Annotated in this window: 12 protein-coding genes; 9 read left to right on the forward strand and 3 right to left on the reverse strand. The window is 40.7% G+C overall.

Annotated features, from left to right (window positions below):
• Positions 1 to 124: 124 nt before the first annotated feature.
• On the reverse strand, positions 125 to 1,018 hold the full coding sequence (locus BC008_RS27075; RefSeq protein ID WP_027845016.1) for an alpha/beta fold hydrolase: 894 nt from the start codon (positions 1,016 to 1,018) through the stop codon (positions 125 to 127).
• Between the two features lie 332 nt (positions 1,019 to 1,350).
• Between BC008_RS27075 and BC008_RS27080 the strand changes: the two genes are divergently transcribed.
• Entirely contained in the window at positions 1,351 to 1,686 is a 336-nt protein-coding gene (locus BC008_RS27080; RefSeq protein WP_058183998.1) for a hypothetical protein, read from the forward strand.
• Positions 1,687 to 1,993: 307 nt separating this feature from the next.
• Here BC008_RS27080 and mnmA read toward each other — a convergent pair whose 3' ends face one another.
• Positions 1,994 to 3,052, reverse strand: coding sequence for a tRNA 2-thiouridine(34) synthase MnmA (gene mnmA / locus BC008_RS27085; protein ID WP_027845017.1), 1,059 nt, complete (start codon positions 3,050 to 3,052; stop codon positions 1,994 to 1,996).
• Between the two features lie 186 nt (positions 3,053 to 3,238).
• On the opposite strand from mnmA, the gene BC008_RS27090 reads away from it, so the two are divergent.
• Both BC008_RS27090 and BC008_RS27095 read left to right on the forward strand, forming a co-directional pair.
• On the forward strand, positions 3,239 to 4,843 hold the full coding sequence (locus BC008_RS27090; protein ID WP_027845018.1) for a bifunctional ADP-dependent NAD(P)H-hydrate dehydratase/NAD(P)H-hydrate epimerase: 1,605 nt from the start codon (positions 3,239 to 3,241) through the stop codon (positions 4,841 to 4,843).
• A 191-nt stretch (positions 4,844 to 5,034) separates the two neighbouring features.
• Positions 5,035 to 5,958 carry an SDH family Clp fold serine proteinase gene (locus BC008_RS27095; protein ID WP_027845019.1) on the forward strand — a complete coding sequence of 308 codons (924 nt, stop codon included), beginning with the start codon at positions 5,035 to 5,037 and terminating at the stop codon, positions 5,956 to 5,958.
• Between the two features lie 23 nt (positions 5,959 to 5,981).
• On the opposite strand, the gene BC008_RS27100 is transcribed toward BC008_RS27095, so the two are convergent.
• On the reverse strand, positions 5,982 to 6,797 hold the full coding sequence (locus BC008_RS27100) for a peptidoglycan-binding protein (RefSeq protein ID WP_321170093.1): 816 nt from the start codon (positions 6,795 to 6,797) through the stop codon (positions 5,982 to 5,984).
• A gap of 270 nt (positions 6,798 to 7,067) precedes the next feature.
• Here BC008_RS27100 and BC008_RS27105 point away from each other — a divergent pair, with 270 nt between their 5' ends.
• The 6 genes from BC008_RS27105 (at position 7,068) to BC008_RS27125 (ending at position 15,774) form a co-directional block, all read left to right on the forward strand.
• Positions 7,068 to 8,519, forward strand: a complete 1,452-nt coding sequence (locus BC008_RS27105; RefSeq protein ID WP_027845608.1) for a hypothetical protein — start codon at positions 7,068 to 7,070, stop codon at positions 8,517 to 8,519.
• 240 nt (positions 8,520 to 8,759) lie between these two features.
• Complete coding sequence (gene rimP, locus BC008_RS27110) at positions 8,760 to 9,218, forward strand: ribosome maturation factor RimP (RefSeq protein ID WP_027845607.1); 459 nt, start codon at positions 8,760 to 8,762, stop codon at positions 9,216 to 9,218.
• Between the two features lie 357 nt (positions 9,219 to 9,575).
• Positions 9,576 to 10,949 (forward strand): transcription termination factor NusA, encoded by a 1,374-nt coding sequence (gene nusA, locus BC008_RS27115; protein WP_036267399.1) that lies wholly within the window; start codon positions 9,576 to 9,578, stop codon positions 10,947 to 10,949.
• Positions 10,950 to 11,012: 63 nt separating this feature from the next.
• Positions 11,013 to 11,285, forward strand: coding sequence for a YlxR family protein (locus tag BC008_RS46765; RefSeq protein ID WP_072207768.1), 273 nt, complete (start codon positions 11,013 to 11,015; stop codon positions 11,283 to 11,285).
• A gap of 435 nt (positions 11,286 to 11,720) precedes the next feature.
• Complete coding sequence (gene infB, locus BC008_RS27120; RefSeq protein ID WP_027845605.1) at positions 11,721 to 14,828, forward strand: translation initiation factor IF-2; 3,108 nt, start codon at positions 11,721 to 11,723, stop codon at positions 14,826 to 14,828.
• Positions 14,829 to 15,576: 748 nt separating this feature from the next.
• On the forward strand, positions 15,577 to 15,774 hold the full coding sequence (locus BC008_RS27125; RefSeq protein ID WP_058183995.1) for a hypothetical protein: 198 nt from the start codon (positions 15,577 to 15,579) through the stop codon (positions 15,772 to 15,774).
• Positions 15,775 to 16,019: the final 245 nt, after the last annotated feature.

Genomic DNA, 16,019 nt, shown 5'->3' on the forward strand with positions numbered 1-16,019 from the left:
AATATTCTTTCTGTCTGGGGTATATAAATTATTTTCAACGACAATGTGAATCTAGCGCAAAGATGTATAGATAATAAGAAAATTCTTACATCTTTGCATTTTTTATGAGTAGTTTACAAAAAAGTTATAAAGATTCTAGCCACTCTATAATTTGGTGGTTGACAATATCTGGAACTTCGTCATGGGGACAATGACCAGCGCCAGAAATAGGGACTATTCTAATCTGCTTTCCAGCTTCTTTTGCTTGTTCATAAATCTTGGCTCCGGTAATCGGCGTCCAGGGATCTTCTGCACCCCAAATAACCAGTAATGGTACATCTACTTTTGGTAGCAAATCATTAGGAGAAGGTCCAGGAGGTGCAGTAAGAATTGATGCAAAAACTTCTCTTGCTCCGGGATCGCACGAAGGCTGATAAAGCATTTCTACAAGTTCATCGGTGACGGCTTCTCGGTTACGATAAACTTGGTAAAGAGTGCGACGAATTTGAGATTTACGACGAATATTATTAAAAACAAATTTGCCTGTTATTGGATGGCTAACTAACTTATTAAAAGCTCCCATAACAAATCTTAAGGGTGGGTTTAATTCATGGGGGCGATGGCTCAAACCTCCTGCAGAATTAATGAGTACTGTTGCTTCAGTAATTTCCGGATGTTCTGCAGCTACGGTTAAGCTTAAAAGTGCACCAATGGAATTACCAATAAATACAGCTTTTTCTTGAATATGTTGCTCCCAAAAATCTTTCAGTAGTTCTACCCATACTTCTACTGAATAATCAATTGCTGCTTTTTCCGAACCACCAAAACCCAAAAGGTCTAAGACAAAGACTTGATAGCCAGCATTGGCTAACACTGGAATATTTTTTCGCCAATGTCCAATAGAAGCACCAAAACCATGTACTAAAACCAAGGGTTGTCCAGAACCCATTACGCTGTATTGAATTTTGTAACCTTTCCAAGTCCAAAATAGTTTTTCAAAGGAATCTTGTGTTGAAAGGTGCTGTGTAGTTACAGTCATTGTTAAGATTCATAAAGCTTTTTTAATATCTTAGTATTTATTGGGGATTAGGGATTGGGGATTGGGGTGAGCCCGCGCCTAACGGCGTTAGCATAGCGTGGCGTTAGCCATATGGGGATTGGGTAATATCAAATCCTAAATTTAAGCTTCAATTGCAATTTTTAGTATTTACCCTTACGCTACTTCCCGCGCTTCACACACTTCTTACACTTCTTACACTTCCCACAGTCATTCCTCAAATTTCCTATTAATTCCTCCTTGCCATCTTGATGTCATATTCATCCCTCAATATAAAAATTGTCAGGCTCAAAGATGTTTGAGGTTATCTCAAGATGAAATCTAAGCTGCTACCAATTTTGGCTGCATCTGCTGCATTGACTTTTATTTTTCCCACTTCAGTTTTCGCTGGTAACCAAGCTAGGAAAGCGAACTTAACCGAAGCTCAAAAAACTCAACTGGAGCAGGTGAAAAACAACGCACGTTCTGAAATTGAAGCTGTTTTAACAGCCGAACAGCAAGCAGAATTAAGAAATGCTTTGGACAATGGTCAAAAGATGAAAACTGCTGTCCGTAATTTAAACCTTTCTTCCGAACAGCAGTCGCAGCTAGATGGGATTATGCAATCTGCTAAACAGCAGAAACGTGCAATCTACAACGGTCAAAATTAAATCAAACAAAGCTTAAGACATACAAAGTTTAAATAGGAGGATATCGTCCCAATACCAATTACATTAAAGTTTTTTTCCTTCAAGTAGTTAATCACTACTTTTACTCGATAGTAAATATGTATTGCTATCTTGTACCCACACCTAATTCCTTAGACAGGACTGTTTGGTTCTGTCTGTTCCTTATACTCTTATACTCAAAACAGTGTTTACAATCCCGGATACCAACGGTAAGCGGGATTTTTTGTAGTTGATTTTCTGTAGTTTGTACTCAGTGTTTTTCGTCTAATTACCAATTACCCATTACCAATTACCCATCAAAGCGTTCAATTATTCCACCACCAAGCACTTTTTCTCCGTCATACCATACTGCAGCTTGTCCGGGAGTGATGCTGAATTGCGGTTCGTCAAACACTACACGGACGCGAGAATTTTCTAAGGGAATAATTGTGACTGGTACGGGCTGAGAACGATAACGAATTTGTACTTCTGCTTTAATGGGAGCAGATGGTTCAGCCATAGAAACCCAGTTTACTCTTTCTACATTGCATTCTGGCTGGGTCGCCTTGGTGCGATCGCCGACAATCACTTTGTTATTAATTGCATCTAGAGCAATCACATATAAAGGTTCCGGAGCTGAAACACCTAAACCTTTACGTTGTCCGATGGTGTAGTGATGAACGCCATCATGTTGACCCAACACTTTACCGTTTGCATCAACAATTTCGCCCTTTTTTGGGGCAAGATATTTATCTAAAAATGCTCGCATTGAGCCATTGCTTTCTACCAAGCATAAATCTTGACTTTCGGGTTTGTCAGCAGTTTTCAATCCATATTCACTAGCAATTCGCCGAGTATCACTTTTTTGTAATTCTCCTAGGGGAAATATGGAAGCAGCTAGCAAATCCTGAGATAGATCGTACAGAAAATAAGATTGGTCTTTATTGCGATCAGCAGCTCTTAATAATTCATGACGTCCGCTATTCTCGTTATAGCGGATACGAGCATAATGACCTGTGGCAATTTTTTCGCTGTCCAAGGTTTCCCGAGCATAACGCACCATGGGACCAAACTTAACAGTTTTATTACATTGAGAGCAAGGTAAAGGTGTGACGCCAGTACTATAACCAGTTACCAAGTAATCTACAATGTTGGTCTGAAAAACTTCCCGAATATCAACTACATGATGGGGGATACCTAGCTGTTCGCAGATGTAAGCCGCATCAACCATACCTTCAGAGCAACACTGTCCCTTCCCTTTCATCAGCCAAAGGGTGAGACCAATTACTTCATAACTTTGATTGTGCAATATGGCGGCAGCAGTGGAACTATCAACGCCACCTGAAAGACCAACTACGACTCTTTTCATCTTAGTAAATGTGCTAGGCGACTCTATATAACCTAACAGCTACAAGCATAAATTGATTGGTCTTTATAGTAAATAGTTGTAATTTTTTCAAAGAATTAGGGATTGATGAGTGAGGAGAGATAAATGAGCAGAACGATGGCTAAGGATAACTGCTAACTTTGAACTGATAACTCAATACCAGAATCAATGCAGTATAGACAAGCAGCCATAGAGCAATTTGTAGTGACAGCCCAACAAATGCGGGATATTGAGGGACGAATTTTTGCCGCTGGAATTCCTGTAGCCGCTTTGATGGAAAAGGTTGCAGGGCTTATTACCCATCGCATTATGCAACTTTTTCCTATTTCTTTATCTTCACCTCTATCTTCCCATCGGATTGGGGTATTAGTTGGTCCCGGTCATAATGGTGGCGATGCTTTGGTTGTTGCACGGGAGTTACACTTTCGTGGATATGAAATTTATGTGTATCATCCACTGTTTAAACAAAAAGAATTAACTTCTCAGCATTTAAAATATGTGGAAAGCTTAGGTATTCCTTGCTATCAATCCGTTGAAAAATTAAAAAATTGCGATCTATTTATTGATGGATTGTTTGGTTTTGGCTTGCAAAGAGCAATTGCAGAACCTGTCGCCAGTGCGATCAATATAATCAATCAATCGAATAAACCAGTTGTTAGCATTGATGTACCATCTGGGTTGCATACAGATACAGGTGAGGTATTAGGAATTGCTATTCACGCTACACACACCTTATGTCTGGGCTTATGGAAACTTGGTCTCTTACAAGAATCGGCTTTAGAGTACCTTGGTAAAACTGAACTAATCGACTTTGATATCCCATTAGCTGACATAAAAGCAATTTTGGGAGAATCCCCGAAAATTAAACGCTTTACCACACAAGTAGCACGATCCATCATTGGTAAAGAAAAAGCATCTACAAATTCAACTCTATTACCTCGTAAACTTGTTACCCACAAGTATAAAGAAGGACGTTTATTATTGGTTTGTGGTTCTAGTCGCTATGCTGGAGCCGCTATTTTAACTAGCTTGGGTGCCCGTGCTTCTGGTGTTGGTATGCTAACAGTCGCGGTACCAGAATCCCTTAAGCATTTAATGGTATCAAAATTACCGGAAGCTTTAATTCTTAGTTGTCCGGAAACCGAATCTGGTGCAATTTCCCAGTTATTACCCAATAATATCGACCTGAATTCATTTGCTGCGATCGCTTGTGGTCCAGGATTGACCACTGATGCAATTTCAGTAGTTAAACAACTATTGAATAGTACTGTGCCTTTAATCTTAGATGCAGATGCTTTAAATATTCTGGCTCAAATGAAAAATCCTTGGCTCGAGCAAGGAACTATAGATAAAACAAGAAAAGCCACCACAATTTTGACCCCTCACACTGGTGAATTTTCTCGCTTGTTTCCCAAAATAAATGAGAAACAGCAAGACCGGATCAAAGCTGTGAAAAAAGCAGCTAAACAAAGTGGAGCAATCGTATTATTAAAAGGTCCAAGAACTGCGATCGCAAACCCCCAAGGTGAAATTTGGATTAATCCTGAAAGTACTCCAGCTCTAGCTCGTGGCGGTAGTGGCGATGTATTAACAGGTTTAATGGGTGGTTTATTAGCACAATCAATTTCTCGTGAAATTGCACCTGATACGGTTACCGCACTTGCTACGTGGTGGCACTCTCAAGCCGGGATATTAGCAGCTGTAGAACGTACAGAGTTAGGGGTAGATGCGTTTACATTGACTCAATATTTAATGCGGGTAGTAAGTTTTTGATATTTAAGATAATAGTTACATAAATTACTTCACTAAACTGTTCAAACCCAATGCCCATCCCTAGTCGCCAGTCACTATTCGCTGTGATAGCAGTGCAGGCCTACCCCAACCCCCTTCTCCAGATAGACTTGAGAATTAGAAAAAGTTGTGACAATAATGACGGCGAATCTAATTTTTGAAGAATTTATTCTATGAATTTTGGTATTTTTGATTTATTCTGGATTTTCTTATTATTGTCTTCTCTCCAACCGATTTGGCAAAAACGTCGAATAGAATATCGGCGCTTTAGCGTAATTCAAGAATTTCAAAAAAAGTGCAAGAGTCGGGTAATACTTCTAATTCATCGCCAAGAATCTATTAGTTTTCTCGGAATACCTTTATCTCGCTATATAACTATTGAAGATTCAGAGCAAATATTACGAGCGATTCGTCTTACTCCCCCTGATGTTCCTATAGATTTAATATTGCACACTCCAGGTGGTCTGGTTTTAGCAACTGAACAAATTGCTAGGGCATTAATCCGTCACCAAGCAAAAGTTACTGTATATGTCCCTCACTATGCAATGAGTGGTGGTACGATGTTAGCTCTAGCTGCTGATGAAATAATCATGGATCCTAATGCTGTGCTGGGACCTGTAGATCCTCAGCTTGGTAATTATCCTGCCGCAAGTATTATTAAAGTCGTCGAAGATAAACCCATTGGTGAAGTTGACGATCAAACTCTAATTATGGCGGATATCGCCCGCAAAGCAACTAAGCAAGTACAAGAATTTGTCCGTACTTTACTTAATGATTGTATCCCCAAACAAAAAGTTAAACCGGAAGATATCGAAGAGATCATCGAAGCTTTAACAACCGGACAAGTAACCCATGATTATCCCATTACCGTTGAAGAAGCAACGAAAATGGGGCTGCCCATTACAGTTGGACTGCCCCGGTCTGTTTACGACCTGATGGATCTGTACCCTCAACCGCAAGGTGGACGCCCGACAGTACAGTACATTCCCATGCCTTATAACGACGGTCGTCCCACTCTACCTGTTCCCAAGGGAAGACCATTAGAAGAACCTAGCCAAATGAATGAAAAAATTAACTGCTCATTAGTAGATTATTAGCTATCAGTTTCAGCTTTTACTTTCTATTCTGGTTTAGGTTTTGGTGTTGGACTGGGAGTAGATGTTGCTTCCGGAGTTGGGGTACTTGTAGCTTCTGGGCTGGGAGTAGATGTTGCTTCCGGAGTTGGAGTAGTTGTTGCTCCTGGGTTTGGGGTGGTGGTTTCTCCTGAGCTTGGAGTTGTTGCTCCTGGATTTGGGGTAGCGGTTTCTCCTGATTTTGGAGTTGTTGCTTCAGGAGTTGGAGTAGTTGTTGCTTCAGGGCTCGGGGTAGTGGTTTCTCCTGATTTTGGAGTTGTTACTTCAGAACTTGGAGTAGTTGTTGCTCCTGGTTTTGGAGTAGTTGTTGCTTCAGGGCTCGGGGTAGTGGTTTCTCCTGATTTTGGAGTTGTTACTTCAGAACTTGGAGTAGTTGTTGCTCCTGACTCTGGAGTATCTAACATTTCCTTAACTTTTTTATCTAAACGTTGTCGCAAAGCTAGATCAGCAATACCAGTTTGTTCTATTTTCAATTTTTCTTGGTATTTCTTGACTGCTGCTGCTGTTTGAGGACCATAGAATTGATTTACTGGTAAGGGTGGTTCGGGCTTAACAATCATATTTAAATTAGTCTGAAGAATTTTGACTATGCTGGCTGCGTGATTTTGAGTTTTTGCTCCAGTAACGCTCTCAACACCCAACTTATAGCCTTGTTGAAATTCACCGACTGCTTTTTTAGTTTGGGAATCTTGTAAGCAGGTATTTGATATCTCAACCTCATAACCCAATCCACGCAATACACCGCAAAATTCCTCAGGGGTATAATTACGTTCCCTCAACGCTAGGGCAGTGTTAGAAGTCACTATACCAGTAACAAATAAACAAATGGTAGCTATTCTCGCACTTGTGGATCGACGAATCCCACACCACATGGTTTAAACTCCTATTGGTTAAATCAATCTTTATCAAGACATATGTGCTTGGTAGCTGCATTCTAATTTTGTTTAACGCTTTTGTCTTTATTTATTAATTATTTTTGAGGGATTGCTCATTTTTTTTTAATGTCATCCCTCTTTGGATATATTTACTAAATAAATAATAAATGTATTTGCCAAAATTGGTTATTTATGGTAATGAATCAGAATCAACTCCCAAAGCGATATCATCTCTGGTTTGAGAGATTTATGGCAATCATTGCTGCAATAAATTTAGGTTTCGTTTTATTCGATTTGAGCTACGTACCTTGGCGAACTTTTTATTTCCGCAATCTACCAAAATTAACCCAAGTTTACGATCCGGTTAAAGGAATTGAACCTCACAGAGATACACAAAACTACCTCCAAGTAGTAAATCGATTGCAAAACCAGATAAGCAATACAGGTTTGCAATCGTCGCAAGTCAAAGCAACTCTTGAAGATTTAAAAAACCTCAGTGTCGAAATGATTGAGGAAAATCCTTTTGCTAGTGCTTCCAAAAGCGGAACTTTGGAAAAAATCAAAAATCGAATGCGTGCCCACATCGGTGATGATTCTGCAAAAGAAGCTTTCCGTATTTTTTGGTCTCAAGAGTATCTCTCAAAACAAAGTTTTACGAAAGAAATCGGATTTTTTGCTCGAAATATCAAGCCTTTAATTGCCAGTAATTATTACCGCCGTATTGGTGAAAATGGTGAATATATCGATCGATTTTGGCTATATGACTTGCCAATTGTACTTTTATTTACTTTAGACTTAATAGTACGCAGTTACTTCATCAAGCGCCGTCACAGTAGTTTTAGTTGGTTAAACGCTATTTTGTGGCATTGGTATGACGCAATTTTTCTGATACCTGCTTGGCGGTGGCTGCGAATCATACCAGTAGCTTTTCGCTTAGATAAAGCACAGCTATTAAAACTACATGGATTGCGCCGACAAATTGAGCAAGGTATTGTTGCTAACTTTGCTGAAGAAATTACCCAGATGGTAGTGATTCGCGTAATCGATCAAACTCAACAATCCATCCACAACGGGGATTTGACTCGCTGGTTAAAACAAAGCCGTAGTGTAAACACTTATGTAGATATTAATAATATCAACGAAATTGAAGCGATTAGTGGAATTGTAGTTAAAGCGACGGTACATCAAGTCTTACCAAAAATCCAACCAGAGATAGTAGCCTTATTACGACACAGTATTGATAGCGCCCTGAATCAATCTCCGATCTATCGCAACTTGCATAGCTTACCAGGAATGGGAGAAATGCAAACTCAACTCAGTGAGAAATTAGCGACTGAAATTACCACTAACCTGCACAAAGCTTTAGTTTCAGCAGTAGAAGATCCAGTTGCAGCGCAGCTCTCAAGTCGCCTCATACAGCGTTTTGGTGAAAGCTTGGGAGACGAAATACAGCGGAAAAAAATCTTAACGGAAATCCAAAGTTTATTGTTCGACTTTCTTGAGGAAGTAAAAATTAACTACGTACAGCGTCTTTCTCAGGAAGACATGGAACAAATATTAGAAAAAACTAGGCAGTTAAAAAATCAAGTATCTGTACCCGCTGTTGTCAAGCAAAATTCTACTCTAGTAGAAATGAGAAAAATCAAATAGCAGTAGATATAACCATCGCTATTTTCTTTATTCCCAGTATTATCTTTTTAGTTTTAAAAGAAGGATTTTGAGGGATCTTAAAAATTAACGCCTGATTTTGTACTTTCCTTCTTCCTCTAGAAGAAATGCGCTAAACTCAGAATAGAAATGAATCAATACTGATTCGTGACAAGACTTCTTGGAAGATATACTTATCACCGGAAGTGGGTAGAAGCCCACTTTTTTTGTTGGAATTGTTGCATGACTCATCCCTTAGTTCCGCAAATTATTGAATTAGCGACACCAGTGGCCAAACAACTGGGATTAGAGGTCGTTGGCGTTGTCTTTCACACCAACCAACGTCCGCCAGTTTTGCGCTTAGACATCCGTAACCCCCAGCAAGATACCGGCCTGGATGATTGCGAACGGATGAGCCGTGCTTTGGAAGCTTGCTTAGATACGGCACAAGTTATTCCAGATTCTTATGTTTTGGAAATATCAAGTCCTGGTGTTTCACCACTGCTAGTCACTGAAAGAGATTTTATTTCCTTCAAAGGATTCCCTATAACTGTATCCACTTCTCCACCCTACAACGGAAAGCAAGAGTGGAGCGGTCAGTTAATTAGTCGTGACGAAAGCAAGTTGTATTTGAATCGTAAAGGTCGTACAGTTGGTATTCCTCGCTCTTCTGTGACCAAAGTCCAGTTGAGTGAAGGTTGAGAGATAAAGATGTAGGGGTTATTAATTTCTTCTTATCTAAGTTCTGGGACAGGTATTTTGGGGATAACAATTAGCTATTCCCCTATGTTGGTGATATCTTAATCTTTTACCAACAAAACATTATTTAGTTCCCAGAGAAACAGGCGGACGAAAAAAGTCTTACCTCTGTTTCGGAGTAAGAAAAATTAACTCTTATAGACTTAAAAAGCCTAAGAAATGGGGGCAAAAGATAAAAGAACATACTAGAAAATTGACAACTTACCTCAAATCGAAAAAGGAGTCAATTGCGAATATTATTTCTTATTCTTTTGTTTTTCTACCTATTTCCTATTGTTTCAATGGAGATTAATTATGTCAATGGTTGATTTAAAAGGATTAAAAGAATTAATTGAAAGTATCAGTAAGGAAAGGAATTTACCCCGGCTAGCAGTTCAATCAGCAATCAGGGAAGCCTTACTTAAAGGATATGAACGTTTTCGCCGCGCCCAAAATTTGGAACGCAAACAATTTGATGAAGACTATTTTAATAATTTCGACGTGCAACTTGATGTTGAAGATGAGGGTTTTCGAGTTGTTGCAACTAAAACAATAGTTGAAGAAGTTACCAATTCAGATCACGAAATTTCCCTTAAGCAAGTCCAAGAAATGGGCGGTGATGAAGCCCAACTCGGTCAGGAAGTAGTATTGGACGTTACCCCAGATCAAGGGGAATTCGGTCGAATGGCTGCAATGCAAACCAAACAAGTTCTGGCGCAAAAACTCCGCGATCAACAGCGCCAAATGGTGCAAGAAGAATTTCAGGATTTAGAAGGAACTGTCTTGCAAGCTAGAGTCCTGCGATTCGAAAGACAGTCAGTAATTATGGCAGTGAGTAGCAATTTTGGTCAACCAGAAGTAGAAGCTGAGTTACCAAAACGCGAGCAGCTACCTAATGACAACTATCGAGCGAATGCTACATTTAAGGTCTATCTCAAAAGAGTTTCTCAGGGGCAGCAAAGAGGTCCACAACTATTAGTGTCCCGTGCTGATGCTGGTTTAGTCGTTTACTTGTTTGCTAATGAAGTCCCAGAAATCGAAGATGAAGTCGTGCGAATAGTAGCGGTGGCGCGAGAAGCTAATCCACCATCACGTTATGTTGGACCTCGCACCAAAATTGCTGTTGATACCCTCGACCGCGATGTAGATCCCGTTGGTGCGTGCATTGGGGCAAGAGGTTCGCGGATTCAGGTGGTAGTAAACGAATTACGGGGTGAAAAAATCGATGTCATTCGTTGGTCGCCAGATCCTGCAACCTATATCGCCAATGCTTTAAGCCCAGCACGGGTAGATGAGGTGCGTTTGATGGACCCAGAAACCAGACAAACTCATGTCTTGGTTGCCGAGGATCAGCTCAGTTTAGCCATTGGTAAAGAAGGACAAAATGTTCGCCTAGCTGCTCGCTTAACGGGGTGGAAAATAGACATCAAAGACAAAGCCAAATATGATTATGCAGCAGAGGACGCTAAGTTTGCAGAAACAAGAGCACAACATGCATCAGAAGAATTTGATGAGGTTGAAGAAATTCTAGAAGAAGAGGTAAGCCCGACAGAAACACGAATTCATGAAGAAATTCCCCTTGAGAAATTTTCATCGGAACAGCTATCAGAACAACTAGTAAACTTAGAGCAAGAAAAAACGGAATTATTAGAGGAAAATGAGATATTTGAGACCACTAAAGAAGAGTCGGTATAAACTTAAATAAATGAAATTTTAAAACTTAACTAGAATTACCAAAAATTCCACAACACAAAACTAATGAAACCAAATTATCGGCGTTGTATTAGTTGCCGCAAAGTGGGTTTGAAGGAGGAATTTTGGCGGATTGTCAGAGTCTTCTCATCCGGGCAGGTACAATTAGATAGGGGTATGGGGCGCTCCGCCTACATTTGTCAGAATCCTAGCTGCTTGCAAGCGGCAGGGAAAAAAAATAGACTAGGGCGAGCACTGCGTGTATCTGTCCCTGATACGGTGTATCAGACATTGTGGGAACGCCTAAATCAAAGTAATTCCCATACCAAATGTTCATAATTTGAACTTATTTTTGCAGCAATCCATACTCCGAATAAAAATTACAGTCATTATTGCCTGTGGCTGTCATTAAACCCTCTATGATGGTTCATGTAGTGCCGGAGTAGAATATATATGGGTGTCATACACCCCGCTCTAATAATTTTTAGCAGCGAAATCAAACCTCCAACAAGTCTTACTTGCTTGTGTCGTGGAAAACTCAAAATCTGCAAAACAAAAACCTACACAACCAACAACGGGTAGCGCCTACACCCATTGTGGCGTCAACCATCAATTTAGGTGAGATGCCAGCATTGAACTGAAACATCTCTCTTTCCTAAAGCATAGCTGCCAATATGAAATTCTACGGCAACTATTACACAGTATCAAAGGATGGAGATGTCGCTTTAATCTGGCAACCATCCGTTAAAGCTGTAAATTTAAGGGGAAGAGTGGATGAACAACGGCAAAGTTAGAATTTACGAATTATCAAAGGAATTGAATTTGGATAACAAAGAGCTATTAGCAATTTGCGACCAGCTCAACATCGCGGTCAAAAGTCACAGCAGTACGATTACAGAATCCGAAGCCCAGCGTATCCGGTCGGCAGCCGAAAAACTTCCACCCAATAGACATCATCCGTCACAAACTGGCTCCCGTTCTCGATCTGCTACACCTAAAAAACCAGAAATTTTGGAGATTCGTAAACCCAAAGTGGTGAAAAATTCTGCCTCCAACAACCCAGAGGCGTCGGCTGCTACCGACCAACAAGCTGCTCATAATGATGAGGCTAAACCTCTTTCTTCCCCCCGGCCTTTCGCTCCAACCGTTCCACCAATGAAGCCTGTGGCATCAACTAGACCAGTACAAAATCAATCAGAAAATCAACAAAAACCTGCTGTTGCCAATAACAATAGCAACAGTAATCGCAATAATAATCAAACGGCAGATACTAGTAAAACAAGACCCGAAAAACCGGCCGCAGTTGCTCCAAAAGCAGTCAGTCCGGTAGAAAAACCACAGTTGGTTGCTCCTCCCCAAAGACCGGCAGCGCCAAAACCAACGGCAAATGTTTCGGGTGTTAACATTGAGAAACCAATACTCAGACGCAATAAAGATCAACAAGGGCAAGGCAAGCAAAAAGTTAATAAGCAACAGCAACAGCAAAAACAAGCTGATGCAGCCAAACCTTTGCCGCAGAAACCAGTGCGTTCGGCATCTTCTGCACCGAGTAAGCCAGAAATCAGGACAAATAGGTCTGAAAAGGCAGCATCGCCTCAGCGCCCGAGCAAGCCTGGACGTTCCACGGAATATCCAGCAGCTTCAGCAGTTCCTGCACCTGTCAAAGCAATTCCACCAAATAAACCAGCAGAAGTATCTAGCGAAGAATATGATGACAATGATGTCGTCACTGAAACAACAATAGAACTTAAGCGTCCAACACCACCGCGTTTGAATAGAGGTGGTAAAAAACGTCATTCGGAAGTAGATACTTTAGACGAAGTTAAAGAATCAAGTAAGGTTGGTAAAGGCCCAGCTAAAAATAAACGTCAAAAACCAATCGTTGATGATTTTGAAGATGACGATCTCCTAGATGATGAAAATCAAGATACAGTAGAAGCAATTCAAGTAAGTAACGCGATCGCTCGTCCGCCCAAACCAAAAAGCGCTAAACCTGCACAAGCAGTTACTAGAGCGACCCCAAGCGCGAGAACGAAAAAACCTTCTACATCTAAAGGCGAACAAAATCAAAATCGCCGTCGCGAAACAGAGCAGAAGCCTCAGCGACCTGAAAAACTACAAATAACCGGCACCATGACTGTGCAGGAGTTATCAGAAGCATTGACAATAGCAGATACAGAAATTGTCAAAATTCTGTTCCTTAAAGGCATGGCAGTAAGTATTACCCAAAACCTGGATGTTCCTACAGTGATTTTGGTTGCGAACGAAGCAGGGGTTGAAGTTGAAACCCAAGAACCAGAAGCTGAAGCTCGCAAGGTCACAGAAATGATCGATTTGGAAGACTTGGAATATCTCCATCGTCGTCCGCCAGTTGTGACAATTATGGGTCACGTCGATCACGGAAAGACAACCCTACTTGATTCTATTCGTAAAAGTAAGGTCGCAGCTGGAGAAGCAGGCGGCATTACCCAGCACATTGGAGCATACCACGTAGACTTGGAGCATAATGATAAACAAGAACAAATTGTGTTCTTAGATACGCCGGGTCACGAAGCGTTTACAGCGATGCGGGCGCGCGGGGCAAGAGTTACAGATATTGCGATATTGGTAGTAGCTGCTGATGACGGAGTTCGTCCCCAAACCATTGAAGCTATCAGCCACGCTCAAGCTGCCAAGGTTCCAATCATTGTGGCAGTTAATAAAATTGATAAGGAAGAAGCACAGCCAGATAGAGTTAAGCAGGAATTAACCCAGTATGGTCTAACCCCTGAAGAATGGGGCGGTGAAACTATTATGGTTCCTGTAAGTGCAATCAAGGGTGAGAACTTAGACACACTCTTGGAAATGATTCTGTTAGTAGCAGAAGTAGAAGAACTTAATGCGAATCCGGATCGTATGGCGAAAGGAACCGTTATCGAAGCCCATCTGGACAAAGCCAAAGGCGCTGTCGCTACGTTACTAATCCAAAATGGTACTTTGAAAGTCGGCGATATTTTGGTTGCTGGCTCGGTATTTGGTAAAGTGCGGGCTATGGTTGATGATAGAAGTGAAAGAGTAACAACTGCTGCTCCTTCTTTTGCTGTAGAGGTTCTTGGTTTAAATGATGTTCCTGCAGCAGGTGATGAATTCGAAGTCTTCAATAATGAAAAAGAAGCACGAGCACTTGCTAGTGAGCGTGCTGAGAAGCAACGTCAATCTCGTTTGATGCAGGGGCGCGTTACTTTAACTGGAATTTCTGCACAAGCACAGGAAGGCGAGTTAAAAGAACTCAACCTTATTCTTAAAGCTGATGTTCAAGGTTCTATCGAAGCTATTCTCGGATCGCTTCAACAAATTCCGCAAAACGAAGTGCAAATTCGTTTACTTTTAGCTGCGCCAGGAGAAGTAACTCAAACTGATATTGACTTAGCAGCAGCGAGTGGTGCTGTAATTATCGGTTTTAATACTACTTACGCTAGCGGAGCTAGACATGCTGCGGATGAAGCAGGTGTGGATGTAAGAGAATACAATATCATCTACAAACTGCTAGAAGATATCCAGGGAGCTTTAGAAGGATTGCTGGAACCGGAACTAGTAGAAGAAGCTTTGGGTCAAGCCGAAGTACGTGCTGTTTTCCCTGTGGGTCGAGGAGCAGTTGCTGGTTGTTACATTCAATCCGGAAAACTGTTGCGTAACTCCAAATTGAGGGTTCGCCGTGGTGATCGGGTCATTTACGAAGGAGTCTTAGACTCACTCAAGCGGATGAAAGAAGATGTCCGAGAAGTGAATTCTGGTTATGAATGCGGTATTGGCATTGATAAATTCAATTCTTGGCAAGAAGGTGACGTCATTGAAGCCTACCAAATGGTTACTAAGCGCCGGACTCTATCACTTGCAAGATGATTCCCAAGGTGAGTATCAGGGAATGGGATGAGTTGACCCTCTCATCTCATAAGAGCTACGCACATCCTCTACGGGGACATCGCCTACATAAGGTTAGCTGCAAATAGTTCTATGTTTGCAAGCTATACCAAAAAACTGGAGATTTCTGCCTTCAGAACTCCAGTTTTTTGATTTGTTGTTAGCGATATATAGCGCTATGCGTAAGTCATTAGCGTCTAGCAAAGCATAACGGTTTGGACGCGTCTAAAGACGAATGCACGCGTCTGACGACGTTAGCGCAGCAATGCAGTAAGACTTAACCGTAGGTAGCGCGGCTACAGTTGAAGCTTTTATGGCGTCGGCGTTAACCTAAGCGCGTGTCCGTAGGACAAACAGGATTTACCTATGCCCTAACTTTATTATGTAGTGCTATGATTACAACTCTTGTAAGATTAAGCTGGAAAAACTTTTGATAAAGACACAAAGATAGTTTTTAAGGTCATAAAAGAATTTAAAAGTATAAATTCTTATTTAAATTTATGACTTCTGAATTCTGAATCCTTCTCTACAAAGCGTTAAAATTAATGCGGTTGATATAAAAAAAACATCTTAGAAAAGCAAATTTAGTTGCCAATTAAACAGAATTTGTTACTGTAAAACTATTACCTTGAGATTGTATTAAGCAATATTTCACGCTGGAGATACGGATTATGGATCTACCCAAGTCTTGTTCTCCTTGATTCTCTAAAAAAATACAAGGATCAAAACTATGAATCACACTTTAGCTTCTAGCGAACAACTATTTTCTGGTGATAATGAAATTTGGTATAGCCTGAAATCTGCTATCGCCGCTAGTTCTGGCTTCCAACGCTGGCTACACGATGGAGATAATCAGCTAAAAAAATTGCCCTTAGAGGAACAAGTACAATGTTACTTGCGGGAAACTTTAGAAGCTTTGGCTTACTAAAAATCTCATAACCTCCCACATTTATCTTGTCAACAGCACAGATGGAAATATATATAACATACAAATTTTTCCTTCTATAGCTGATTTCTGAGTAGTATATTTCTGGATCGTATTTCTGGATAATTTCGCTCGACTTTACTTGTCGGTCGTCACTTGCACTTACAGCATATTTGGGGTTTATGAGGTACAGTAACAACAATTTGTAAACCAATTTTTTAGGTGTTGTGGATTAATTAATTGCAGTG

Source organism: Mastigocoleus testarum BC008 (assembly GCF_001456025.1).
Classification (GTDB): Bacteria; Cyanobacteriota; Cyanobacteriia; order Cyanobacteriales; family Nostocaceae; genus Mastigocoleus; species Mastigocoleus testarum.